This is a genomic window from Clostridium sp. (assembly GCF_029258205.1).
GTDB lineage: Bacteria > Bacillota > Clostridia > Clostridiales > Clostridiaceae > Sarcina.
The window spans coordinates 1-25,604 of record NZ_JARHZJ010000087.1 but is presented as its reverse complement, the minus strand read 5'-3'; the positions used below and the strand labels follow the sequence as shown (position 1 = coordinate 25,604).

20 protein-coding genes and 1 other RNA gene are annotated in these 25,604 nt (G+C 28.7%); 20 read left to right on the top strand and 1 reads right to left on the bottom strand.

Features of this window, described 5'->3' with window-relative positions:
- Nucleotides 1–16: 16 nt before the first annotated feature.
- The 18 genes from Q1J60_RS10450 to Q1J60_RS10365 all read left to right on the top strand — a co-directional run bounded on the left by Q1J60_RS10450 (nucleotide 17) and on the right by Q1J60_RS10365 (nucleotide 22,894).
- Entirely contained in the window at nucleotides 17–970 is a 954-nt protein-coding gene (locus Q1J60_RS10450; RefSeq protein WP_300261849.1) for a glycoside hydrolase family 25 protein, read from the top strand.
- A 176-nt stretch (nucleotides 971–1,146) separates the two neighbouring features.
- Nucleotides 1,147–2,706 (top strand): VanW family protein, encoded by a 1,560-nt coding sequence (locus Q1J60_RS10445; RefSeq protein ID WP_300261846.1) that lies wholly within the window; start codon nucleotides 1,147–1,149, stop codon nucleotides 2,704–2,706.
- Nucleotides 2,707–2,845: 139 nt separating this feature from the next.
- A complete protein-coding gene (locus Q1J60_RS10440) occupies nucleotides 2,846–3,679 on the top strand; it encodes an HAD family hydrolase (protein WP_300261843.1) in 834 nt (277 codons plus the stop codon).
- Nucleotides 3,680–3,766: 87 nt separating this feature from the next.
- Nucleotides 3,767–4,228, top strand: a complete 462-nt coding sequence (locus tag Q1J60_RS10435; protein ID WP_300261840.1) for a tRNA (cytidine(34)-2'-O)-methyltransferase — start codon at nucleotides 3,767–3,769, stop codon at nucleotides 4,226–4,228.
- Nucleotides 4,229–4,241: 13 nt separating this feature from the next.
- On the top strand, nucleotides 4,242–5,081 hold the full coding sequence (locus Q1J60_RS10430) for a DegV family protein (protein WP_300261837.1): 840 nt from the start codon (nucleotides 4,242–4,244) through the stop codon (nucleotides 5,079–5,081).
- A gap of 138 nt (nucleotides 5,082–5,219) precedes the next feature.
- Nucleotides 5,220–6,290: a BMP family lipoprotein gene (locus tag Q1J60_RS10425; RefSeq protein ID WP_300261835.1), complete on the top strand. Its 1,071-nt coding sequence runs from the start codon at nucleotides 5,220–5,222 to the stop codon at nucleotides 6,288–6,290.
- Nucleotides 6,291–6,641: 351 nt separating this feature from the next.
- Nucleotides 6,642–8,027 carry an RNA polymerase factor sigma-54 gene (rpoN, locus tag Q1J60_RS10420; protein WP_300261832.1) on the top strand — a complete coding sequence of 462 codons (1,386 nt, stop codon included), beginning with the start codon at nucleotides 6,642–6,644 and terminating at the stop codon, nucleotides 8,025–8,027.
- Between the two features lie 224 nt (nucleotides 8,028–8,251).
- Nucleotides 8,252–9,286, top strand: coding sequence for a sugar-binding transcriptional regulator (locus Q1J60_RS10415; protein ID WP_300261829.1), 1,035 nt, complete (start codon nucleotides 8,252–8,254; stop codon nucleotides 9,284–9,286).
- A 90-nt stretch (nucleotides 9,287–9,376) separates the two neighbouring features.
- Nucleotides 9,377–10,375, top strand: a complete 999-nt coding sequence (gene gap, locus Q1J60_RS10410) for a type I glyceraldehyde-3-phosphate dehydrogenase (protein ID WP_300261826.1) — start codon at nucleotides 9,377–9,379, stop codon at nucleotides 10,373–10,375.
- Nucleotides 10,376–10,518: 143 nt separating this feature from the next.
- The gene (locus Q1J60_RS10405) at nucleotides 10,519–11,712 is read left to right on the top strand and encodes a phosphoglycerate kinase (protein ID WP_300261823.1); all 1,194 of its coding nucleotides are present in this window, start codon (nucleotides 10,519–10,521) and stop codon (nucleotides 11,710–11,712) included.
- Between the two features lie 239 nt (nucleotides 11,713–11,951).
- Entirely contained in the window at nucleotides 11,952–12,698 is a 747-nt protein-coding gene (gene tpiA / locus Q1J60_RS10400) for a triose-phosphate isomerase (protein WP_300261821.1), read from the top strand.
- 124 nt (nucleotides 12,699–12,822) lie between these two features.
- Entirely contained in the window at nucleotides 12,823–14,361 is a 1,539-nt protein-coding gene (gene gpmI, locus Q1J60_RS10395; protein WP_300261818.1) for a 2,3-bisphosphoglycerate-independent phosphoglycerate mutase, read from the top strand.
- A gap of 513 nt (nucleotides 14,362–14,874) precedes the next feature.
- Nucleotides 14,875–16,332, top strand: coding sequence for a glutamate/gamma-aminobutyrate antiporter (gadC, locus tag Q1J60_RS10390; RefSeq protein ID WP_300261816.1), 1,458 nt, complete (start codon nucleotides 14,875–14,877; stop codon nucleotides 16,330–16,332).
- Between the two features lie 499 nt (nucleotides 16,333–16,831).
- Nucleotides 16,832–18,127: a phosphopyruvate hydratase gene (gene eno / locus Q1J60_RS10385; RefSeq protein ID WP_300261814.1), complete on the top strand. Its 1,296-nt coding sequence runs from the start codon at nucleotides 16,832–16,834 to the stop codon at nucleotides 18,125–18,127.
- Between the two features lie 404 nt (nucleotides 18,128–18,531).
- Nucleotides 18,532–18,762 (top strand): preprotein translocase subunit SecG, encoded by a 231-nt coding sequence (gene secG / locus Q1J60_RS10380; protein WP_300261811.1) that lies wholly within the window; start codon nucleotides 18,532–18,534, stop codon nucleotides 18,760–18,762.
- 289 nt (nucleotides 18,763–19,051) lie between these two features.
- Nucleotides 19,052–21,319: a ribonuclease R gene (gene rnr / locus Q1J60_RS10375; RefSeq protein WP_300261808.1), complete on the top strand. Its 2,268-nt coding sequence runs from the start codon at nucleotides 19,052–19,054 to the stop codon at nucleotides 21,317–21,319.
- 314 nt (nucleotides 21,320–21,633) lie between these two features.
- Complete coding sequence (gene smpB, locus Q1J60_RS10370) at nucleotides 21,634–22,104, top strand: SsrA-binding protein SmpB (protein ID WP_003456486.1); 471 nt, start codon at nucleotides 21,634–21,636, stop codon at nucleotides 22,102–22,104.
- Nucleotides 22,105–22,285: 181 nt separating this feature from the next.
- Nucleotides 22,286–22,894, top strand: a complete 609-nt coding sequence (locus tag Q1J60_RS10365; RefSeq protein WP_300261806.1) for a hypothetical protein — start codon at nucleotides 22,286–22,288, stop codon at nucleotides 22,892–22,894.
- Nucleotides 22,895–22,965: 71 nt separating this feature from the next.
- Here the strand turns inward: Q1J60_RS10365 and Q1J60_RS10360 are convergent, their stop codons facing one another.
- Nucleotides 22,966–23,946, bottom strand: a complete 981-nt coding sequence (locus tag Q1J60_RS10360) for a tetratricopeptide repeat protein (protein WP_300261803.1) — start codon at nucleotides 23,944–23,946, stop codon at nucleotides 22,966–22,968.
- A 172-nt stretch (nucleotides 23,947–24,118) separates the two neighbouring features.
- Here Q1J60_RS10360 and Q1J60_RS10355 point away from each other — a divergent pair, with 172 nt between their 5' ends.
- Both Q1J60_RS10355 and ssrA read left to right on the top strand, forming a co-directional pair.
- Nucleotides 24,119–24,697 carry a xanthine phosphoribosyltransferase gene (locus Q1J60_RS10355; RefSeq protein WP_300261800.1) on the top strand — a complete coding sequence of 193 codons (579 nt, stop codon included), beginning with the start codon at nucleotides 24,119–24,121 and terminating at the stop codon, nucleotides 24,695–24,697.
- Between the two features lie 322 nt (nucleotides 24,698–25,019).
- Nucleotides 25,020–25,380, top strand: a transfer-messenger RNA (tmRNA) gene (ssrA, locus tag Q1J60_RS10350).
- Nucleotides 25,381–25,604 lie beyond the last annotated feature (224 nt).

Below are 25,604 nucleotides of genomic sequence, written 5' to 3'. Positions count from 1 at the left end.
TGCAGGGAGAGTATTAATGCAAAATAAAAATCCATTAAGTATATTTGGTCCAGATTTAAATGAATTTAGTAGAGATGTTAATTTTGTAACACTAGATAAAAATTCAGATTTTATTTATTTAAGAGCTTCAGGCTCTGGAACAGGTAAGTTAAGAATTGACAAAAAGTTTTTAGAGTTTGCAAAAGCGTGTAGAAAGTTAGATATTCCATGTGGAGCATATCATTTTGCTAAACCTTCTAAGGATTTAGATAGTGCTGCTATGCAAGCAGATCAATTTATTGATGTTTTGCAACAAGGATTTGGAACTGGTGATTATGGTGATTTATTCCCGGTATTAGATGTTGAAACTCCTACAGATAGATCCTTAACTACTACAGAGCTTGTAAATTGGGTTGATAGGTTTAGAGATAGATTTGAAGAAAAAACTAGAAGAAGATTAATGCTATATACAGGATTGTTCTTTATAGATTTATATGATGATTTTAAAGTTCCTGGTAAAGGATATCCTTTAAGTGATATGCCTTTGTGGATTGCTATGTATACCAGAATACCTTCTAATCCAAAAGTTCCACCAAATATTGGCGGATGGAAAAGATGGACTATGTGGCAATTTACTGATGAAGGAAAGCTAGATGGAGTTGGAAGTCCAGTAGATTTGAACTGGGGGCCTAATAGTATAGATAGTTTAATGCCACCTTCTGCAGTTACAGGACTAAACGCATATATATCTGATAATAAGATATATGTTAATTGGACAGCTAATAAAGAAGATGATTTAAATGGATATAATGTTTTTGTAAATGATAATTATGCAGGAACTTTACCAAGAAAAGCAACTAAAATTGTAATTGATAAAAGTAGATTTTATCTTCCAAAAGGCAAGGCGATAATAATATCAATAGAAGCATTTGATATTACTGGAGATTTTTCAAAAGAAAGAACTGAATATATTTTAGACAATGATGGGTAGTTCCTAGGATAGATTATTTTGTAAATATTAAATAGAGTTAAAAATTTTAGCTCTATTTAATTTTTCTCCAAAAGTTACAAAAATTTTGCTATAATAAGAAATGTTATTATATTGTAATAATTTTTAGTAATATTTAGATTATAGTTTTTTTAGAAGGTTTAGAGAGGAGAATAATTGTGAAGGAAGAAAATAAGAAATCAAGCACAGGCTTATTTAAAAGTAAGAAGAAAATAATAATATCAATAGTTATTATATTAGCAATTATAATAAGTTCTATTGTTATATATATAGTAAGTATTCAGAAAAAAGTTGAACAGTGGAATAATAAGATATATCCTAACGTATATGTTGAAAATGTGAATTTATCAGGAATGACAAAAGAGCAAGCAGTTCAGGTGTTAGATAAAGATGTAAAACAACCTGTAGAAAATAAAACTATAAAAGTTCAGGCAGCAGATAAAAGTATTGAAATAAAATATTCTGATTTATCACCAGAATATAATATAGATGAAACTGTTGATGAAGCTATTAGTTATGGAAAAGATTTAAATCTTTTTGAGAAAAATAATCTTATAAACGAAAAAGGTAAAAAGGAATTAAATTTAGATTTTAAATATGATGAATCTAAGTTGATAGATTATGAAAAAAAACTTACTGAAATGGTAAATCAAAATGCTAAAAATGCTACTATAAGTATAAATGGTGGTAATATAAGTATAATAGCGGGAGAAGATGGACGAGCTATAGAGCAAGATAAAATGGTGGCTTTAGTGAAAGAAGCTATAAATGCAAATCCAGAGGGGAATTTGGTTGTAGAAGTACCTGTAGAAGTTACAAAACCAAAGATAACTAAAGAAATGCTTTCAAAAATAGATGGTGTTATAGGAAGTTTTACAACAAGTTATACAAGTTCAGATGCTAGTAGAAGTGCTAATGTTGAAATTGCAACTAAAGCAGTTAATGGAACTATTTTAATGCCAGGAGATACATTTAGTTATAATAATACTTTAGGAGAAAGAACTACAGATAAAGGATATAGAGATGGAGCGGCTTATATAGGAAATAAAGTAGTGATGGTTACTGGTGGAGGGATTTGTCAAGTTTCTACAACATTATATAGAGCTATTTTAAGATCTGGAATAATGCCAACAGAGAGACATAATCATAGTATGACAACTACTTATTCAGGTCCAAGTGAAGATGCCACAGTTTCATGGGGATCTTTAGATTATCAATTTAAAAATACGTATGATTTCCCGATATATATACAAGGATATACTAGTAATAAACATGTAACATTTAATATATATGGTAATGTTCAAGGTATGGATGGAAAAACTTATGAATTGCAAACTGTAGTAAATGAAACTTTAAAACCATCAGTTAAAACAGTGGATGATCCTAGTTTACCAGAAGGACAAAAGGTTGTTGAACAAAGACCAGTTACAGGATATAAGTCATCAGGATATTTAGTAACTTATCAAAATGGGAAAGAAATAGATAAGAAACTAATAGGGCATGATGTATATAAGCAAAAAGATGAAATTATAAAAGTTGGAACAAAAAAGGCTGAGCAACCAAAACAAGAACAACCACCTAAACAGCCAGCTAAACCACAGCCGGAAATACAAAAGCCAGTTGCACCACAGCCGACTACACCTCAAATACAAGAACAACCCAAACCACCTGCTACGCCACAGGAACCAGCAGTACAAGGAAATACAGGAACAAATTAAAGGATAAATAATTCTTGTTTTTTTAGGATAAATTTATAATTTCTTTAAAAACTAAACTTATTAAAAAAATAAATTGAATATGATAAAAAGGGGAGAGATTAATAAATTAACTCTCCCATTTTGTTTTGGAGGAGAATTTATGAAATATAAAATGATATGTATAGATATGGATGGTACATTATTAAATTCAAAGAAAGTTGTGAGTGAAGAAAATAGAATTGCTTTAAAAAAAGCTTACGAAAAAGGAGTACATATAATAATATGTACAGGTAGAAATCCTAAAAATGCAATATATTTTTCAGAGTTTTTAGGAGTAAACTGTGCTGTAATAGCTAATAATGGAGCTTGGGTAATTGATGAGGATAAAGAAGTTATAATATCCAAGGATGTTTTAAATGAAAGTCAATGTATGAATATTATGAGTATATGCAAGGAATATAAAGCTGTTCCTAGCTTTCATTCAAAAGATAAAGTTTATTGGCCATCAAGATTTAGAAAACATTTATGTGATATTATTTTAAATAAAAAAATACCTGAAAAATATAGAGTTAAGAACATTTATGTGAAAGAAAAAGATTCGTGGAGACAAGTCTTTAAAAGCAATAATATAGGTAAATGTATAATAATTGAATTAAATACTAACAAGTTAAAAAAAATAAGAGAAAAACTTGTTAAAAAAGACAATTATGAAATTACTCAATCAGGAAGATATGCCTTAGAAGTAAATAATAAAGGAGTATCAAAGGGGAAAGCTGTGAAAGCTTTATCAGAAAAATACAATATAAAAAGAGAAGAGATTATATGTATAGGTGATAATGAAAATGACTTATCTATGATTAATTATGCAGGATTAGGTGTTGCTATGGGAAATGCTATAGATTCCTTAAAGGAAAAAGCAGATTATATAACTGAAAGCAATGATAAAAATGGGGTAGCAAAGGTAATATATGAATTTGTATTAAATAATGATTAACTTGCATTTTATTTCATTAGATAATATCATATACTTATGAATTAACTTAAAATTTATAATTTTTTACATTTATTTGGAGGGACAAAGGTGAATCTTAATATAGTATTATATCAACCAGAAATACCGCAAAACACTGGTAATATAGCAAGAACATGCGTTTTAACAAATTCAAAGCTTCATATAATAAAACCTATGGGCTTTGTTATAGATGATAAGCATTTAAAAAGAGCTGGATTAGATTATTGGAGTCAATTAGATCTTGAAATTCATGAAAGTTATGAAGATTTTATGAAAAAGTATGGAGATAAGAAGATTTACTTATCAACAACTCATGCAGAAGATCATTATGATGAAGTAAAGTATGAAGAAGGATCTTTTATAATGTTTGGAAGAGAGTCAGCTGGAGTTCCAGAAGATGTTCATAATGCTCATCATGGAATAAAAGTACCAATGATAAATACAACTACTAGAAGTTTAAATTTATCAAATACAGTTGCTATTATAGCTTATGAAGCTTTAAGACAAATTGGATTTCCAAATATGAAATAAGGAGGAAATAATTTTGGATAAAATAAAGATCATAACAGATAGTACCTGTGACTTATCTAAGGAGATTATAGAAAAATATGACATAGATGTAATGCCTATGTTAATAAATTTTGGAGAAGAGAGTTATTTAGATGGTGTTGAAATAAAAGTAGACTCTATGATGGAAAGAATCGAAATAGAAGACAATCTTCCAACTACTGCTCAAATAGTTCCAACTAGATTTGTAGAGAAATATAAAGGTTACTTAGATGAAGGATACAAAATTATATCTATACATATATCATCTAATATGAGTGGTACTTATCAATCAGCATGTTTAGCTAAGTCTGAATTAGAAAGTGATGATATAGTTGTAATAGATTCAAGAAATGTAACTGTTGGACTTGGATTAATTGTATTAAAAGCAGCTAGATTAATAGAATCAGGAATAACTTTAGAGGATTTAGAAAAAGAAATTTTAGAATACAGGAATCATATTAAAAGTACTATAGCTTTTGAAAGTTTAGATAACTTAGTAAGAGGAGGAAGACTTTCAAAAGGAAAAGCTTTATTTGTTAATGCTTTAGGCATAAAACTTATGCTTAATGTATTAGATGGAGAAATGAATGTCCAAGGAAAAATAAGAGGAACTAAAAAGATGATTAAGGCTATGATTGAGCAATTTGATTCAATCCCTAAAAAAGAAGGAGAGCCTATTATATTAGTTGAACTTGAAAATGAGGATATTTATTTACCTATAAAGGAATATTTAGAAAATAATAATATTGAATATATAAAACTTCCTCTAGGATGTTCAGTAGCAATTCATTCTGGTCCTAAAGTTTGTGCATTATTTTATGTAGAAGAATATTAGAAAAAACTCCCTTTAAGGGGGTTCTTTTTTTATAAATCTTTATTTTATATAGGATAATTGATTTGTTTTTTATATTTTACATAAATTCTCCTACTTAAAGAAATAATAACTTTGACTTAAAAAATAGGAGGACTAAAAATGAAATTAAAAAAAACATTTAAAGTTTTAGCTTTGCTTTTAGCATTAACTTCAATAATTTGTGGGTGTGGTTCAAATAATTCATCAGTTTTAAAAAAAGTAGATGTTATAGAAAAACAAGTTTATAATTTTGCCTTAGTAAAAGATGACTTTTCTAACGAGGAAAATTATTTTACTAACTTAGCTGTAGATGGATTAGAGAGAATAAAAAAAGAATATGGTGCGCGAATAGAAGTTTTTGACACTAATTCATCAGAGGATTATGAAAAAAGACTTAGAGAAGCCGCTCAAAATAATGACTTAACTTTTGCTTCAGCCTTTAAATTTTTAGAGAGTTTAAATAATGTAGCTAAAGATTATCCAGATAAAAATTTTGCTATAGTAGATACTATATCAGATCTTCCAAATGTAAAATCTATAGATTTTAATGATGAACAAGGTGCTTTTTTAATGGGGATAATAGCTGGTAATTATACTAAAACAAATAAGGTAGGATTTATAGGGGCAATAAAGGAAGACTTGATAGAAACATTTTTATCAGGATTTATGTCTGGATTAAAGGTTTCTAATGAGGAAGCATATAAAAATATAAAAGAAGGAAATTTAATTAAGTATGTTGGAAATTTTAACGATAAAAAGAAAGTAAATGATATAGCTAAAAAAATGTATGATGAAGGAGCAGATATAATATTTGAATCAGCAGGAGAAGCAGGAGAAGGTCTTTTTAAGGCTGCTAAGGAAAATGGAAAGTATGCTATTGGAGTGGATATTGATTGGGCAGATAGATTTCCAGAATATGCTGATGTTATATTATCATCAATGATAAAGAATTTAGATGATGCAGTATATACTACAGCTAAAGAAGTTATAAATAGTGATTTTAAAGTTGGACCAAAAAATAAAATGGAGATAGGTCTTAAGGATAATGGAATTGAGGTTGCTAAAACAACTAGCAAATTAGTTTCTAAAGAAATTTTAGATGAAGTAGAACGATATAAAGTGGCTATTATAAGGGGAGAATTTAATGTGCCAGAAACCTTAAATGAGGTTGAAAATTTTAATATTAAATAAAAGTAATGACAATATAAATTTGACAAAATGTACATAAGTATGTAACTATAAAGAATAAAATAAAGACGTCTATAATTGGAATGGGAAATGTTATTTAAAATAAATATGAAAATAATAAAGGTGTTTATCAAAGGTTAATAATAAAACTTATGAAATATTTTGAGAATTAGTAGAGTTTCCTAAGAAGTTTTGTAAGTTTTATTAAAATTTATTTTGATACATGCTTTGTTTTATAAGTAGCTAAAATTTAAAATTATTGAAAAATAATTTTTTTCATGGATAATTATATTAAGAAAGGTTAAAAGATAAAAGTGAATAGATTACAATTAGATGATTTTAGGTGATACATATATGTTAATGGATTTTAATTTGAATTTAACTCAAGAGCAAAAGCTTATTATGACCCAGCAAATGCAACTTTCAATAAAACTTTTGCAAATGTCAACATATGATTTAAGAGAATATATTGAAAAAGAATTTTCAGAAAATCCTGTATTAGAAGCTCAATATGAAGATACTAAAGATGTATCAAATGAACAAGATAGATTAGAGTATAAAGAGTTAGTAAAATATTTAGAGTCTGATAACTATGGCTCTCAAAGTTATGGCGAATATAATCAAGAAGGAATATCACCTTTTACTTTCATGAGTAAGCCTGAATCTTTAAAAGATTATTTAGAAGGGCAAATATTAGAATTTCCAATAGGTGAATATATGAGAAGTGTATGTAGTTATATGGTTGAATGTTTAGATAATAAGGGATATTTGGATATAAAAAAAGAAGAATTAATTGGTGAGTTAAATTGTACTGAAGAGACTTTTAATAGAGCTTTAATAGTTCTTCATAATTTAGAACCTGCTGGCATAGGTGCAAGAAGTTTAAAGGAATGCTTAGAAATTCAATTAGAAAGAAATGGTCAATACGATCAAATAGTTAAAGAAATTATAGATAGACACTTGGATAACGTAGCAGATAATAAATATCAAGCTATTGCTAAAGATTTAGGAATTACCACTAAAAAAGCACAGGACTATGGGGATTTGATAAAAAAATTAGAGCCTAAACCATCAAGAGGCTTTTATACTGGTGATGAAGTTGGTTTTATAGTTCCTGATGCAGAAATAAGAAAGATAGATGGGAAATTTTTTATATTAATGAATGATGGAGTTTTGCCTAGGCTTTCAGTTAATCCTTTATATAAATCAATATTAAAAGATAGTACTAATGATAAAGAGGCTACAGAGTATGTAAAGGAAAAAATGGAAAAAGCTATATTTCTAATAAAAAGTATAGAGCAAAGAAAAAGTACTTTATACAAAGTTCTTGAAAAAATACTTGAAAAACAAAAAGGTTATTTTGAAAAGGGAGAGAAATATTTAAAGCCTATGACTTTAAAAGAAATAGCTGAACAATTAGAAATGCATGAATCTACTATTTCAAGAGCTATAAGGGATAAGTATATTTTAACTTCTATGGGAACAATAAAAATAAAGAATCTTTTTGTAAACTCAATAAGCAATAAAGAAAAAAGTAACGGAGAAGAAGATTTTACAGTTATAAATATAAAAAAAGCCTTAGTACAAGTAATTGAAGAAGAAAATAAAGAAAAGCCATTATCAGATCAATCAATAAGTGAAATTCTAAAAGAAAAACAAATGGCTATTTCAAGAAGAACTGTGGCAAAATACAGAGAAGAGTTAGGAATAAAGTCATCTAGTAAAAGAAAAAGATTTTAAAAGGAAAAATTTCTAGCTTATGGCAAATAAGGGTGTAAAGTACTTGTTTTAAGTGCAAAATATAGACAAATTTCATAAGCTGACTATATTTGTTATATTTTTTTAAAAAAATAAGAAAAAATTTTCTGAAAACCCTTTAATTTTTTCTTAATATGTTTTATAATAAACATGTGGGACATTTGAGAAGAGAGTGGGACTTATAGTGTCCAAAGGAGTTGCGAGATTTGCTAGAGATTTTAAAATTGCAAAAGATAATAGTTCCTGAAATGGTAGAACTATTAGTTAAAAGATACAATATAATCAGAACAATTTATTATAATCAGCCAATAGGTAGAAGAGCTTTGGCAAACAATTTAAATTTAGGTGAAAGAATTGTAAGAACAGAAATAGGTTTTTTAAAATCTCAAAACCTTATACAAATAAACACTCCAGGTATGTCTGTAACCCAAGAAGGAGAGTTCATGTTAGAATCTTTAAAAGGATTTATACATGAAATAAAAGGGCTATCTAATCTTGAAAAGCAATTATGCGATATGCTTCATGTAAGAAACGTAATTGTTGTTCCAGGAGATTGCAGTGAAGATGAAAATACTATAAAAGAGCTTGGAAAAGCCGCTGCAAATTATTCTAAGAATATCATTAAAGATGGCTATACTATTGCTGTTACTGGTGGAAGTACTGTAAAAGAAGTTATAGACGAATTACCAGAAATGGCAAACCTACGTGATGTGTTAGTGGTGCCTGCAAGAGGTGGTATGGGTAAGAAGGTTGAGACGCAGTCAAATACATTATCTGCGAATTTAGCTAAAAAGTTAAATGGAACCTATAAAATGCTTCATGTTCCTGATAATATAAGTAAAGAAGTAATGGATGCTTTAATGAAACAGGAAGATATGAAGGATCTTATACAAAATATTAAAAATGCAGATATGCTAATATATGGTATAGGTCAAGCTAAAAAAATGGCTAACAAAAGAGGCGTGCCTAAAGAAGAAATAGTAAAGTTGTTAGATTTAGGTGCTAAAGGAGAAGCTTTTGGGTGCTACTTTAATGAAAAGTCAGAAGTTGTTTATGTAATGCCTACTTTGGGAGTTACAATAAATGATCTTAGAAAAATAAAAAATCACATAGCTGTAGCTGGTGGTAAGAATAAAGCAGAAGCAGTTTTAACTACTGTTTATGGTAATGAAAATGCCGTTCTTATTACAGATGAAGGAGCAGCTAATGAAGTTTTGAATTTTTTAAATAGAGATGAATAAAAAAATATGAAATCTCTAAAAATAACTTTGTTTAAAATATTTTTAAATATTTTATATATAAAAAACAACATCTTTTAGGAGGTATTTATAATGGTAAAAGTAGCTATTAACGGATTTGGAAGAATAGGAAGATTAGCATTAAGATTAATGATCGACAACCCTGAGTTTGAGGTTGTAGCAATCAACGACTTAACTGATGCTAAGACTTTAGCACACTTATTAAAGTATGATTCAGCACAAGGAAGATTCAATGGTGAAGTAGAAGTTAAAGAAGGAGCTTTTGTAGTTAATGGAAAAGAAATCAAAGTAACTGCTGAAAGCAATCCTGCTCAATTACCATGGGGAGAATTAGGAGTAGACGTAGTATTAGAGTGTACTGGATTCTTTGCATCAAAAGAGAAAGCTTCAGCTCACTTAACTGCTGGTGCTAAGAAAGTTGTTATCTCAGCTCCTGCTGGAAACGACCTACCAACAATTGTTTTCAACGTAAACCACAACATATTAGATGGAAGCGAAGATGTTATCTCAGGTGCTTCATGTACTACAAACTGCTTAGCTCCAATGGCTAAAGCTTTAAATGATAACTTCGGATTAAACAAAGGTTTCATGACTACAATCCACGCTTACACTAACGATCAAAATACTTTAGATGCTCCACACAAAAAAGGAGATTTAAGAAGAGCTAGAGCTGCTGCTGCTAACATAGTTCCAAACTCAACTGGAGCTGCTAAAGCTATAGGTTTAGTTATCCCAGAATTAGCTGGTAAATTAGACGGAAACGCTCAAAGAGTACCTGTAATAACTGGTTCATTAACTGAGTTAGTTTGTACTTTAGACAAAAAAGTAACAGTAGACGAAGTAAACGCTGCTATGAAAGCTGCTTCAAACGAGTCATTCGGATATACTGAAGATCCAATAGTATCATCAGATATTATCGGAACAAGCTTCGGATCATTATTCGATGCTACTCAAACTAAAATAATGGAAGTTGACGGACAACAATTAGTTAAAGTTGCTTCATGGTATGACAATGAAGCTTCATACACTAACCAATTAATCAGAACTTTAAAATGCTTAGTTTCTAAGTAATTTTTAAAATTAAATATTTAGACTGATTATATAAAAGGGTCTGGTTTTATAGTTAAAGCTATGAGGCCAGACTACTTTAACATATAAATGATTTTTATTTATATTAAAGGTAATTATAAAATATTATTTAAGAGGTGAATATAATGAACTTCAATAAAAAGACTATAGAAGACGTTCAAGTAAAAGGTAAAAAAGTATTAGTAAGATGCGACTTTAACGTTCCATTAAAAGATGGTGTTATAACTGATGAAAATAGATTAAATGGAGCTATGCCAACTATAAAATACTTAGTTGATAATGGTGCTAAAGTAATCCTTTGCTCACATATGGGTAAACCAAAAGGAGAAGCTAAACCAGAATTCTCATTAGCACCTGTAGCTAAAAGATTAAGCGAAATGCTTGGTAAAGAAGTAGTATTTGCTGCTGACGATAATGTTGTTGGAGAAAATGCTAAAAAAGCTATAGCTGAAATGAAAGATGGAGATGTAGTTTTACTTCAAAATACAAGATACAGAAAAGAAGAAACTAAAAATGGAGAAGAGTTATCAAAAGAATTAGCTAGCTTAGCTGAAATGTTTGTTAACGATGCATTTGGTACTGCTCACAGAGCTCACTGCTCAACAGTTGGAGTAACTGAATACTTAAAACCAGCAGTATGTGGATACTTAATTCAAAAAGAGCTTAAGTTCTTAGGAGATGCTGTAGAAAATCCAGAAAGACCATTCGTTGCTATCTTAGGTGGAGCTAAAGTTTCAGATAAGATAAACGTTATAAATAACCTTTTAGAAAAAGTTGACACTTTAATAATAGGTGGAGGAATGGCTTATACATTCTTAAAAGCTCAAGGATATACTATAGGAAGTTCATTAGTAGAAGAAGATAAAGTTGAATATGCTAAAGAAATGTTAGCTAAAGCTGAGGAAAAAGGTGTTAAATTATTATTACCTGTAGACCACAGAGTAGCTAAAGAATTCAAAGATGTTGAAGCTATAGTTACAGAGGATCAAAACATTCCTGAAGGATTCATGGGATTAGATATCGGACCTAAAACTGAAGTTATATACGCTGAAGCTATAAAAGATGCTAAAACAGTTATTTGGAATGGACCAATGGGAGTATTCGAATTCGAAAACTTCAACAAAGGAACAATAGCTGTTGCTAAAGCTATGGCTGAAGCAGATGCTACTACTATAATAGGTGGTGGAGATTCAGCTGCTGCTGTAAACATATTAGGATTCGGTGACAAAATGTCTCACATCTCAACTGGTGGTGGAGCTTCATTAGAATTCTTAGAAGGAAAAGTATTACCAGGAATAGCTGCTTTAAACGATAAATAATATTATAAATATATTAAAGTAGATATTTAGATTGAAGTATAAAGATTGTTGTTTTATAAGAAATAAGACTAGATTCAATGAAATTTATTTTTCATTGAATCTTAGCCTTGTTTTACTAAAGTTAAGAAAATATTAGGGTTATTATTTAATATTTTCAGAGATTTTAGAGAAATAATATATGATATTATTGTCTGTCATATATTATTTAATATTTAAAATATTAATAGAGGTGAATATAGATGAGAACTCCAATAATAGCAGGAAACTGGAAAATGCACTATACAATAGACGAGGCTGTTAAATTAGTTGAAGAATTAAAGCCATTAGTTAAAGATGCAAAATGTGAGGTTGTTGTTTGTCCAACTTTCGTTTGTTTAGATGCAGTTAAAAAAGCTGTTGAAGGAACAAATATAAAAGTAGGTGCTCAAAACATGCACTTTGAAGAAAAAGGAGCATTTACTGGAGAAATCGCTCCAAGAATGTTAGAAGCTATGAACATAGATTACGTTATAATTGGACATAGTGAAAGAAGAGAATACTTCAACGAAACAGATGAAACTTGCAACAAAAAAGTTAAAGCTGCTTTCGCACACAATTTAACTCCAATCCTTTGCTGTGGAGAAACTTTAGAGCAAAGAGAAAACGGAACTACTAACGACGTTATAAAAGCTCAAATCACTGCTGATTTAGACGGATTAACTAAAGAGCAAGCTGAGAAAGTTGTTATAGCTTACGAACCAATATGGGCTATCGGAACTGGAAAAACTGCTACTTCAGATCAAGCTAATGAAACAATAGCTGCTATAAGAGCTATGGTTGCTGAAATGTTCGGACAAGAAGTTGCTGATAAAGTAAGAATCCAATACGGTGGATCAGTTAAGCCTAACACAATAGCTGAACAAATGGCTAAATCAGATATCGATGGTGCTTTAGTTGGTGGAGCTAGCTTAGTTGCAGCTGACTTTGCTCAAATCGTAAACTACTAATAAATATTAGTAATTAAATAGTAGCAATAGGCAAGTAATACCAATTGTCTATTGCTATTGTTTTTTAATTAGTTAAACATTATAATAAATGTATAAATAGAAATTTAGTTTTTGGAGGGTTATTATGAGTAAAAAACCTGTAATGTTAATGATATTAGACGGATTTGGAATTTCTCCAAACAAAGAGGGTAATGCAGTAGCTGCTGCTAATAAACCAAATTATGATAGATTATTTGCAAAATATCCACACACTGAATTACAAGCTTCAGGATTAGAAGTTGGTCTTCCAGAAGGACAAATGGGTAACTCAGAAGTTGGTCATTTAAATATAGGTGCTGGTAGAATAATATACCAAGAGTTAACTAGAATAACTAAAGAAATAAAAGAAGGAACTTTCTTTACAAATAAAGCTTTAGTTAAAGCTATGGACGAAGCTAAAGAAAATAATACTTCATTACATTTAATGGGATTATTATCAAACGGAGGGGTTCACTCTCACATAGATCACTTAAAAGGTCTTTTAGAATTAGCTAAGAAAAAAGGGCTTCAAAAAGTTTACGTTCATGCTTTCATGGATGGTAGAGATGTTGCTCCATCATCAGGTAAAGAATTCATAGTTGAATTAGAAAATGCTATGAAAGAAATTGGTGTTGGTGAAATAGCTACTATAAGTGGTAGATATTATGCAATGGATAGAGATAATAGATGGGAAAGAGTAGAATTAGCTTATAATGCTATGGTTTTAGGAGAAGGTGAAAAAGCTTCTTCAGCTGTTGAAGCTATAGAAAAATCTTACCATGATAATAAAACTGACGAGTTCGTTTTACCTACAGTAATTGAGGAAGATGGACACCCAGTAGCTAGAATTAAAGATGGAGATTCAGTAATATTCTTCAACTTTAGACCAGATAGAGCTAGAGAAATAACTAGAGCTATAGTTGATCCAGAATTCAAAGGGTTTGAAAGAAAGCAATTACACCTTAACTTTGTTTGTATGACTCAATATGACAAAACTTTAGAGTGTGTAGATGTTGCTTACAGACCAGAAAGTTATACAAATACTTTAGGAGAATATGTTGCATCTAAAGGATTAAACCAATTAAGAATTGCTGAAACTGAAAAATATGCTCACGTAACATTCTTCTTTAACGGTGGAGTAGAACAACCAAACACTAATGAAGATAGAGCATTAATAGCTTCACCAAAGGTTGCTACATACGATCTTAAACCAGAAATGAGTGCTTATGAAGTAACTGATGAATTAATAAATAGATTAGATCAAGATAAATATGATATGATAATATTAAACTACGCTAACCCAGATATGGTTGGACACACTGGAGTGCAAGAAGCTGCTGTTAAAGCTATAGAAGCAGTTGATGAGTGCTTAGGAAGAGTAGCTGATAAAGTATTAGAAAAAGAAGGTACTTTATTCATAACTGCTGACCATGGTAATGCAGAAGTAATGATAGATTACTCAACTGGTAAACCAATGACTGCTCATACTTCAGATCCAGTTCCATTCTTATGGATATCAAAAGATGCTGAAGGAAAATCACTAAAAGATGGTGGAAAATTAGCTGACATAGCTCCAACTATGTTAACTGTTATGGGATTAGAAGTTCCTTCAGAAATGACTGGAAAATGTCTTTTAAACAAATAATATAATAGTTAGTTATATGTTTTAAATAGTATTCTTCTTAATGAAGGATACTATTTTTTTATAATAAAATAAGTTGTGAATTTGTGTTTCTACAACTTATATAGTGATTTATGTTTTTTTAAATCTAAGTAAGATGTCTTTAGTGAGGAATTTAATTAATATTTACTTTATTAATACTTAAATGTCGATTATTAATATTTAAAATTAAAATAATTTTAATAGATAAAATTCAATATTTTAAAGATAGTATGGTTATTTTACATTAATAGTAATATAATTAATTTATTTTATTTAATTTTTAAAGATTAAAAGGAAATAATAGAAATTTGAAATAATTTTAAAAAATATTTAACAAATAATAAGTTAAGAGTTATAATATATATAAACAAAAGGTTAATAAAATGTTAAATATGTTTATAACTCAAAGATTAAAAGTTTCTTACTTCTCTTTGAAGCAACTAACTTTTTAATTTATTTGAGCTAATCAAATAACTTAAAAGGAGTTGAATTTAAATGAAACAGGAAGGAACAACAAAAAAATCATTAACATTGTTTGGGTTCTTCGCAATGACAGCCTCTATGGTTATGGCTGTATATGAATATCCTACATTTGCAACATCTAAATTACACTTAGTATTTTATCTACTTTTAGGAGGATTTTTATGGTTTATTCCAGTTGCTTTATGTGCTGCTGAAATGGCAACTGTAGATGGATGGGAAAAAGGTGGAGTTTTCACTTGGACTGGAAAGAATTTAGGTAAAAAATATGGTTTTGCAAACTTATTTTTTGAATTCTTTGAAATAACAGTTGGATTTGTAACCATGATTTACTTCATTCTTGGGGCTTTATCATATGTATTTGATTGGCCAGCACTAAATAGTAATACAATGATAAAATTTATAGGTGTATTTGTAATCTTTTGGATTTTAGCATTATCTCAATTGGGGGGAACAAAATATACTGCTAAAATAGCTAAAATAGGTTTTATAGTAGGAATACTTTTACCAGCAGCTATTTTAATAATCTTATCTCTTGTATATATAGTTCAAGGTAATACTATATACATATCAAGTAAAGATACTTTTGTTCCAGACTTTACAAAAGTAAATACATTAGTTGTATTTGTATCATTTATATTATCTTACATGGGTGTAGAAGCATCAGCTACCCATGCAAATGAAATGAGTAATCCAAAAAAAGAATATCCATTAGCAATGTTTTTATTAGTTATAGTGGCAATTGTTGTTAGTACTTTAGGAGGGCTTGCAATAGCAGCAGTTATTCCTCAAGATCAAATAAATTTAAGTGCTGGGGTAGTTCAAACTTTTGCTGTTTTATTAGGGCATTTTACAGCTAACAATACAATTTTAGTCAAGATAATAGCTTTATTACTTGCTTTTGGTGTAATTGCAGAAGTAAGTTCATGGGTTGTAGGACCGACAAGAGGAATGATTATAGCAGCTGAAGAAGGCGCTATTCCAAAATCATGGGCTAAAACAAATGAGCAGGATGTACCAGTTTATTTAGTTATAGCACAAGGTATAATTGTTAGTATATGGGATGCTGTTTTAACATTCGGAGCAGGTGGAAGTAATCTTTCATTCTTAGCAGCAATGTCATTAACAGTTGTAATTTATTTAAGTGGATATATTCTATTCTTCGTAGGATATATAAAAGCTATATTAGGAGAAGGATTAAATGGAGCTTATCAAATTCCTGGTGGAAAACTAGTTAAGATTATAGTAGCAGTAGTTGGCCTTGTAACTTCTATATTTGCATTCTTTATATCCTTTGTTCCGCCTACATCAATTGCAGGAAATTTAGTTCAATCACATGAGTATATGTGGATGCTTATTATAAGCTATGTAATATCATTAATATTACCATTTGCTATTTATTATTTATGTCAAAAATACATGCACTCTCATGAAAAAAATGTTCATCATGTAGTAGCATGTCATAAACACTAATTTAAAAAGGCTGTCCTAAAGAGTTGATAATTCAGCTTATTTAGGAGAGTCTTTTTTTATTTAGTTATAACTTAAATTTATATATTATTTATTTGTGTAAAATAATATTAAAGTAAATTTCAAAATTAATTTATAAATTGAGTTATAAGTGTAAACAATAAAAATAGAATTGTAATTAAGTAATTTAAAGTTAATATTATTTAAATTTAGAAAATAAGATTTTATAAAAATTTTTTATAAGTATATATGGTTAATTTATAATGTAGTAATATTGTATTAAGTATAATGTATATTTTCTTATTAAATTATAAATTTTATAGGTGTTTAAAGAATATTTCTCTAAAAAAATAAAAATGATAATCATTTTCAAGAAAATGTGATTTGAATCATATTTTTAATATGAAAAATAGATTAAAATTAAAGCATAAAATTTATCAGAAAAGTAAAGAATAAAAATAATTGAGTATTAATTTGAATTTTTTTAAGGAGGAATTTAAAGATGAAACAATATATTGAAATAATTGATGTGGTAGCTAGACAAATTTTAGATTCAAGATGCTTCCCAACAGTAGAGGTTGAAGTTTACTTAGAAGATGGAACAGTTGGTAGAGCAGCAGTACCTTCAGGGGCTTCAACAGGTATATATGAAGCTGTTGAATTAAGAGATGGAGATAAAGATAAATACCTAGGAAAAGGTGTTGAAAAGGCAGTAGCAAATGTTAATGATACAATTGCTGAAGAGATAATAGGATTAAACGTATTAGATCAAGCTTACATAGATAAAACTCTTATAGAGTTAGATGGAACTAAAAATAAAGGTAAATTAGGAGCTAATGCAATATTAGGAGTTTCTTTAGCGGTAGCTCAAGCAGCTGCTAACTATTTAGGAATGCCTTTATATCAATACATTGGAGGAGTAAATGCTAAAGTTTTACCAGTTCCAATGATGAACATAATAAACGGAGGAAGTCATGCTGATAACTCAGTAGATATCCAAGAGTTTATGATTATGCCAGTAGGATTTGATTGCTTTGAAAGAGCTGTAAGAGCTTGTGCAGAAGTTTATCATGCATTAAAGAAAACTTTAAATTCAAAAGGATACTCAACTGGTGTTGGTGATGAGGGAGGATTTGCTCCAAACTTAAAATCAAATGCAGAAGCAATAGAAGTTATATTAGAAGCTATTGAAAAAGCAGGTTATGAACCAGGAAAAGAATTCTTTATAGCAATAGATGCAGCTTCATCTGAGTACTATAAAGATGGAAAATATGTTTTAGAGCATGAAGGAAAAACTTTAACAGCTGCTGAAATGGTTGATTTCTTTGAAGATTGGGTTAACAAATATCCAATAATCTCAATTGAGGATGGTATGGCTGAAGAAGACTGGGAAGGTTGGAAGCTTATGACTGAAAGACTTGGTAAAAGAGTTCAATTAGTTGGTGATGATCTATTTGTTACAAATACAGAAAGATTAAAAACTGGTATAGAAAAAGGAATTGCTAACTCAATTTTAATAAAACTTAACCAAATAGGAACATTAACAGAAACATTAAATGCTATAGAAATGGCTAATAGAGCAGGATATACAGCTGTTGTTTCTCATAGATCAGGAGAAACTGAAGACACAACTATAGCAGACTTAGTTGTTGCAGTTAATGCAGGTCAAATAAAAACTGGTGCGCCAGCTAGAAGTGAAAGAGTAGCTAAATATAACCAATTAATCAGAATAAATGAAGAATTAGGTGAAGTAGCTGAATACAGAGGAATAAATGCGTTCTTCAACCTTTCAAAATAATTATATTTTAAAGATAAAAATAAAAGTTTATAAATAAAAAACTAAGTTTTTATTAGTCATAATTAAAATACAATCAATACTAATATAAATTAGGTGGTATTGGGTATTCAACTTCGTCCTATTTTTAGGGCGAAGTTTTTTTATTTATCATAATTGTTTTTAATTATTATAGTTCCTTAAGTTTTTTTAATAATGTTATAGTACTAGTATTATATAAAACTATATAAAAGTCTCTAAGAAGAGCATTTTATAGTATAAGAAGATAGAAAAATAGTTAAACTATATAATATGTATTATTTTATAAAAGTGTGCTAGAAAGTATATAAATATTGTAAAATTTTCATTGGTATGATATGATAATTTTATGGAATTATGCAACTATACAAAGCTTAGGAGGTTTTCTTATGAATAAAATTTTAGTAGTGGTCCAAACTATTTTAGCTATAGTAATTTTGGTTTCAATAATGATGCAACCAAGTAAAGCAGATGCCTTAAGTGGATTAATTCAAGGAAGTCAAGATAGCTTCTTTTCAAGAAATAAAGGTAGAACAAGAGAAGCTAGACTTATAAAGGTTACTATCTTTTCATCTGTATTATTCGCTATAAATACATTAGCTATAAATTTAGTTAAATAGTTGTTTTTGGCCACCCATATAATTAGGGTGGCTTTTAAATTATATTGAAGTGAATTAAAAATTCATATCTAATACTTTTAAAGAAAAATTTTTAAGTTAATGTTGGATTGAATTTCCTTAATCAAAGAGAGAAATTAAACATATCATATTAGTAGGATGATAAATTAATGTTTCCTGGCAATATCTTAGATAATTAGGTAAGGTAATTCATTAGAATTTAAGATAAACAGGCTTTGAGCTAAAATATACAAGTTGCATTTAAATCTATATATAGAACGGAGGAAAAAGCATGAAAATAAAAGATATAATTTTAGGTCTTATGAAAGAAGAAGCATACAGACCAATGACAATGTTAGAACTATCAAAGATATTTAACATAAATAAAGCTGAATATAAGCAATTTAAAAAAGTCTTTAAGGCATTAGAAGCAGAGGGCTTAATAGTAAGAGATGAGGAAGATAGATTTGGATTAATAGATAAAGTGGGTTTAATACCTGGAAAAATCCAAATTCATCAAAAAGGCTTTGGTTTCTTAATACCAGATGAAGAAGGAGTAACAGATGTATTTATACCTAAAAATGCTTTAAATGGAGCTATGAACGGAGATAGAGTATTAGGTAAGGTTTTAAAAGAAAATCAAGAAGGCAAGAGACGTGAAGGTGAAATAGTAAGAGTAACTGAAAGAGTTAACACAAAAGTAATAGGAATATATGAAGATAATAAGAGTTTTGGATTTGTACTTCCACAGGATCAAAGAATTCAAAATGATATATTCATATCTAAGAAAGATAGAAATGGAGCTAAAAAAGGCAATGTAGTTGTTGCTGAAATAACTAAGTGGCCAGATGGTAGAAGAAAAAATCCAGAAGGAGTAGTAGTAGAAATATTAGGAAACAGAGGAGATTTAGGATTAGATATTATAACTGTAATTAAGAAATATGCTCTTCCAGAAGAATTTCCTCCACAAGTTTTAGCATTTGCAGAAGAAATTTCAGAGGAAATTCCAAAGTCAGAAATTAAGAGAAGAACAGATTTAAGAGATGTAAAAATGGTTACTATAGATGGTGAAGATGCTAAGGATTTAGATGACGCTGTATCTATAGAAAGACTTCCAAATGGAAACTATAAATTAGGAGTTCACATTGCAGACGTAACTCATTATGTAAAAGAAAACAATCCTTTAGATAAAGAGGCCTTTAAAAGAGCTACTTCTGTTTACTTAGTTGATAGAGTTATTCCTATGCTTCCTAAAAAGTTATCAAATGGAATATGTTCATTAAATCCACAGGTTGATAGACTTGCATTAACTTGCTTTATGGAAATAAATCATAAAGGAAATGTGGTTAATCATTCAGTACATGAAAGTGTAATTAAAACTAATGAGAGAATGACATATACTGATGTAACTAAGATATTAAGAGATAATGATAAAGAATTAATTGATAGATATAAAGACTTAGTAGATGACTTTAAAGCTATGGAAGAGTTATGTAAAATTTTAAATAAGAAAAGAATGGAAAGAGGAGCTATTGACTTTGAATTTGCAGAAAGCAAAATAATTTTAGATGAAAAAGGAAAGCCAATAGATATAAAACCATATGAAAGAGCTATAGCAAATAGAATCATAGAAGAATTTATGCTAGTATGCAATGAAACTATAGCAGAATATATGAATAAGGCTGAAATACCTTTTGTATATAGAATACATGAGGAGCCAGATAATGAAAAGCTTCAAAGATTTAAAAACTTTGCATATAGCTTAGGATATTCATTTAATTTTGGAGAGCTTATTGAATCTAGAGATTTACAAAAGGTTGTTGAAGAAGTTAAGGGTAAAGATGAAGAGATGGTAATAAATACTTTACTTTTAAGAAGTATGATGCAAGCTAGATATTCTCCAGACTGTGCAGGACACTTTGGATTAGCAGCCGAATACTATTGTCACTTTACTTCACCAATTAGAAGATATCCAGACTTACAAATTCATAGAATAATAAAAGAATATATAAATAAGAAGATTGATTCTAAGAGAGCTAAGAGACTTTTAAGTATTGTTGATTCTGCATCTAAGCAATCTTCGGAAATGGAAAGAATAGCTCAAGAAGCTGAAAGAGAAACAAATGATCTTAAGAAAGCTGAATATATGAAAGATAGAATTGGAGAAATATTTGATGGTATTATTTCTTCAGTTACTGGATTTGGAGCCTTTGTTGAACTTCCAAATACCATAGAAGGTCTTGTTCATGTAACAAGTTTTAGAGATGACTATTATATCTATGATGAAGAAAACCTTCAATTGATAGGTGAAAGAACTAAGAAAGTTTATAAACTTGGAGAAAGAGTTAAGGTTCTTTGCTCAAGAGTAGAAATGGATACTAGAGAAGTTTATTTTGAAATAGTTGAAGATAAATATACTATTGAAGAAAAAGAAGCTGAAACTAAAGAGAGAGAAGAATTACTTGATGAAGTAAAAAAAGAGCTTGAATCAGAAGGAAAGGTTGAAATAATAGAACCAAGAGAAAAAACTGCTGAGGAAGAGATTATAATAGGAAGATAGAAAAACTTATAGATAGATTTGCAGAATATCTACATTTCATTAATAATTTATGTAGATATTCTCTACATTCTATCTATAAGTTTTATTAATATCTTTATATAATTAGGTTTTTAGTTAATAGATAAGGTGATTTGAAGCTTTTATTTAAGAAAGTATAGAGAATGGTTGGCGCTTAGTGTTAATAAGTATAGTTTTGTGAATTTACATTTAAATAGTAAGTATGTTAAAATAAAAAGAAAAGAAAAGAAGAAATAGGAGGCATTTTGCTTTGGTAAGTAAAAATGCTTTTAATATAACCATAGTAGGTGAGAAGTATGGCAAAGAGAAAAGACAATAAAACATTAGCAGAGAATAGAAAAGCTAGACATGATTACTTTGTTGATGAAGCTATGGAAGCAGGTATAGCTTTAGTTGGAACAGAGGTTAAATCTATTAGAAACGGAAGAGTTAACTTAAAGGATTGTTATGCAGATATAAATAATGGAGAAATATTTATAAATAATATGCATATAAGTCCTTATGAACAAGGAAACATATTTAATGTTGATCCATTAAGAAAAAGAAAATTACTTCTTCATAAAAGTGAAATTCAAAGATTAATAGGAATAGTTCAGCAGCAAGGGGTTGCTTTAATACCGCTTTCTTTATATTTAAAAAATGGAAGAGTTAAGGTTAACTTAGGAGTTTGTAGAGGTAAGAAAAACTACGACAAGAGAGATACAATGCTTGAAAAGGCTCATAAGAGAGAAATGGATAGACAACTTAAGGAAAGGAATAGATACTAGGTTGTTTTTATAAGGTACTTAGAAGAATAAAGTTATTATATTGTAAAATTTAAGAACTTTTATCTTTTAAGAACCTTTTTTATATTTAAGTAAAGGAACTTTTGTTTATTATTAATTTATAAAATTTTAATAAATCGGGGGTTGCAAATTATAATATAAAAATTAATATAGGGGTGTTTTAATGAGAGTTTTAAAAGGGGTAATTTTAGCTATAATTCCAGCATTTTTATTTATTGGATGTGGAGAGTTTTCTAAAAATGATGTTGCAAAGGTAAGTTTTGAGAAGTTTTCAGAAAAAGAGGAGCAGATTTTAAATTTGACTGACAATAGAGTTTTTTTCTATAATGTGAAAAATATTTCTAAAAACAATGGTTATAGGATTCATTTAAATTATGAGGTTTATAAAGAGGGAAAAGAAGTGAAAAATGAAACGATTTTGACAGCTATAAGTGAAATAGCTGAAAAGGGGAAAGAGAATATAATCTTAGGAATAAACTTTAAAGATGATAATAGGATAAATTGTCTTTTAGGAGGAGCGGGAGCTTATAGTCGTCATAATTACAAGGCTGAAGAAAATATAAAAGACTATTTAAGTGCTAATTTTGCTGGAGATCATGAGTTAGAACTTGAAAAAGGAAAGAGAGTTTGCCTTTATTATGCAACTTTAGGAAATGGAATTAATAGTAATGTTATAGGAATTGACATGGATTCAGAGGAAATAAAAGAAACTATTAATGGAAATAATGACTGTATTTTTTTAAGTATAAGCATAGATGATTTTAGTGAGTAATTTATAAATATATTTTAGAGCCTTATTAATAATTTGTGTAAAATAAATTATTAATAAGGCTCATTTTTAAATTAAGAATTAATTTCTAATAACTCACTAAACTTTGAGAAAAACTTTAAGTTTGTAAGCATTTCATCCTTAAGAGCTATTTCTTTTAAGGAATTACAATGATGGAATGCTCTTTCTAAATAATAAAAGGCATTATCAAAGTCTTTTTTTAATGAATAAGCTCGTGCTTTATAATAAAAGGCCACAAAGTTATATGGAGATATAGAAAGAGCTTTATTTAAATTGTTTAGGGCTTTATCATAATGCCCTAAGTAAAGCAACACATTGGAATATTCACAATAACAAGCATCATTTTCAGAATTGATTTCTAAAGATTTTTCGTACATTTTAGAACTGTTTTTTAAATCATTTAATAGAAAATAGCATTCTCCTAATTTTTTATAAGCAGATGCATTTTCTTTTTCAATTGAAACAAAATCTTCAAGATATTTAGTAGCAAGAAGATAATCTCCCTTTTCAAAAGCACAGTGAGCCTTTCCTGATAAGGCATTTTTAAAGCTAGGATTAAACTCTAAGGCTTTATCAAAACATTCCTCAGCTTTAGAGTATTCCCCTATTTTAATATAAGAGAAGCCTTTATTACTTAAAGCAAAGGTATCTATAGGATTTAAACTTAAGGCTTTTTCTGAAAAATCTATGGCTCTATGGTAAAGTTTTAGATTGTAATATACAAATGAAATATTATTGTAAAATTCATAGTTAGGTTCTTTAAGTTTTTTTATTGCCTCTATAGAAAGTTCATAGGCTGAATCAAAATCTTTTTGTTTTGATAATACTAAAATTTTATTGTTATAGAAAAATAGAGGATCTAATTTTTCTGAATGTTTGTTTAAAAAATAAAGAGCTTTTTGGAATTTTCCTAGAGAGACATATTTTCTTATTTGTTTTTCTGGTGAAAAATTATCTGACTCAATTAAATATAAAATTATAATTATGGATAAAATACATATAAGTAGTATTATTAATGATTGAAATAAAGTCATATTTATCTCTCCTAAATATTTTTCTAATATTATTATATAAAGAATTACCAAAAAGGATTACATGAATCTTAAGAATACTATATAATAAAATTAGATAGAAATAAGTTTTTCTGTTATGATATAATATAGAAAATTAATACTATAAATTAATAGTAAGAAAGGATGTAACCGAATGGAACTATTAAAAGATAAGATAAAAAAAGAAGGTAGAGTTACAGAAGATAATATTTTAATGGTTGATTCTTTTTTAAATCACCAAATGGATGTAGAATTTTTTAACGAAGTAGGAAAAGAATTTAAAGATAAATTTAAAAATGATCAAATAGACAAAATCCTTACAATAGAATCAACAGGAATAGGCTTAGGAATAATAACAGCTCAATACTTTGATAATGTACCAGTTGTTTTTGGTAAGAAAGTAGAAAGATTACCAAGAAACAAGAGAGAAGAGTTATTTAACTCAGAAGTTTACTCATTCACTAAAAAAACAATATACAATGTTGTTGTTGATAAGAAATTCATAAAACCAGGAGAGAAAATCCTTATAGTTGATGATTTCTTAGCAAATGCATGTGCAGTTTTTGGATTAATAGATGTTGTTAAACAAGCTGGAGCAGAAGTTGTTGGAGTAGGAATAGTTATAGAAAAAGGATTCCAAAGTGGAAGAGCTCACTTAGAGGATAAAGGAATAAGAGTTGAGTCTCTAGTTACTATAGATAAAATAGAAGATGGAGAAGTTTACTTTAAATAATTTAAAAAAATATTATTCTATAAGTTAAATATTATTAATAAGTTATATTTTAAGTATAGCGAGAGTAAAAGATAAGAAATTTTAATTAAGGTAAAATTAACCATTGATATTTTAAGTATAATTAGGTATTATATAAATTGTCTGTTTTAGAATGTTAAAAGTTAATTAATTAGTCAAGGAATTTGTCTCTTACAAACAAAAATATATGTCCCTTGACTAAATTAATTAATTGATATATAATGAGAACATAAGTTTGATTAAAACTTTTAAATTTAAAAATTGAATATGGAATTTAGCGTTTAGACCATATTATCTCATACATGGGGGCGTTTTGGCTTCGACGGGGGTAAGATGGGTTTGATAAGCGAGTCGAGGGAAGCATGGTGCCTCGATAATAAAGTATGCATTAAAGATAAACGCAGAAGATAATAATTTTGCATTAGCAGCTTAATATAAGCTACTCATCAGCCCTAGGTTGCCCACGGCTTAGGATACTGGTGTCATAATTAGTGGGGAACCGAGCTTAGCAAAGCTTTGAGCTAGGAACGGAACTTATGAAGCTAGCGAGCAAGGCGCCTGTCTGTAGGCACTCTTGTAAGCGAAATTTAATATACAGACTACGCTCGTAGAAAGCTAGATGGATCTACTTTCGGACACGGGTTCGACACCCGTCGCCTCCACCAAATAAGAACTTAAATAAAAACACAATGGGAAAATATTGAGGAATCAATACTTTCCCATTGTGTTTTTATTTTTTAGATATAAAATTTAAATTGATTTTAATATATATTTTATCCCTTTTTATGTTTTTTGAGTATTTTTGCACAACCTTAGTGAAATTTTCACTAGTAGGTGTGCATTTTTATGCATAAAAGATAGATCTTTATTAATTGATAAATTGAGGTCA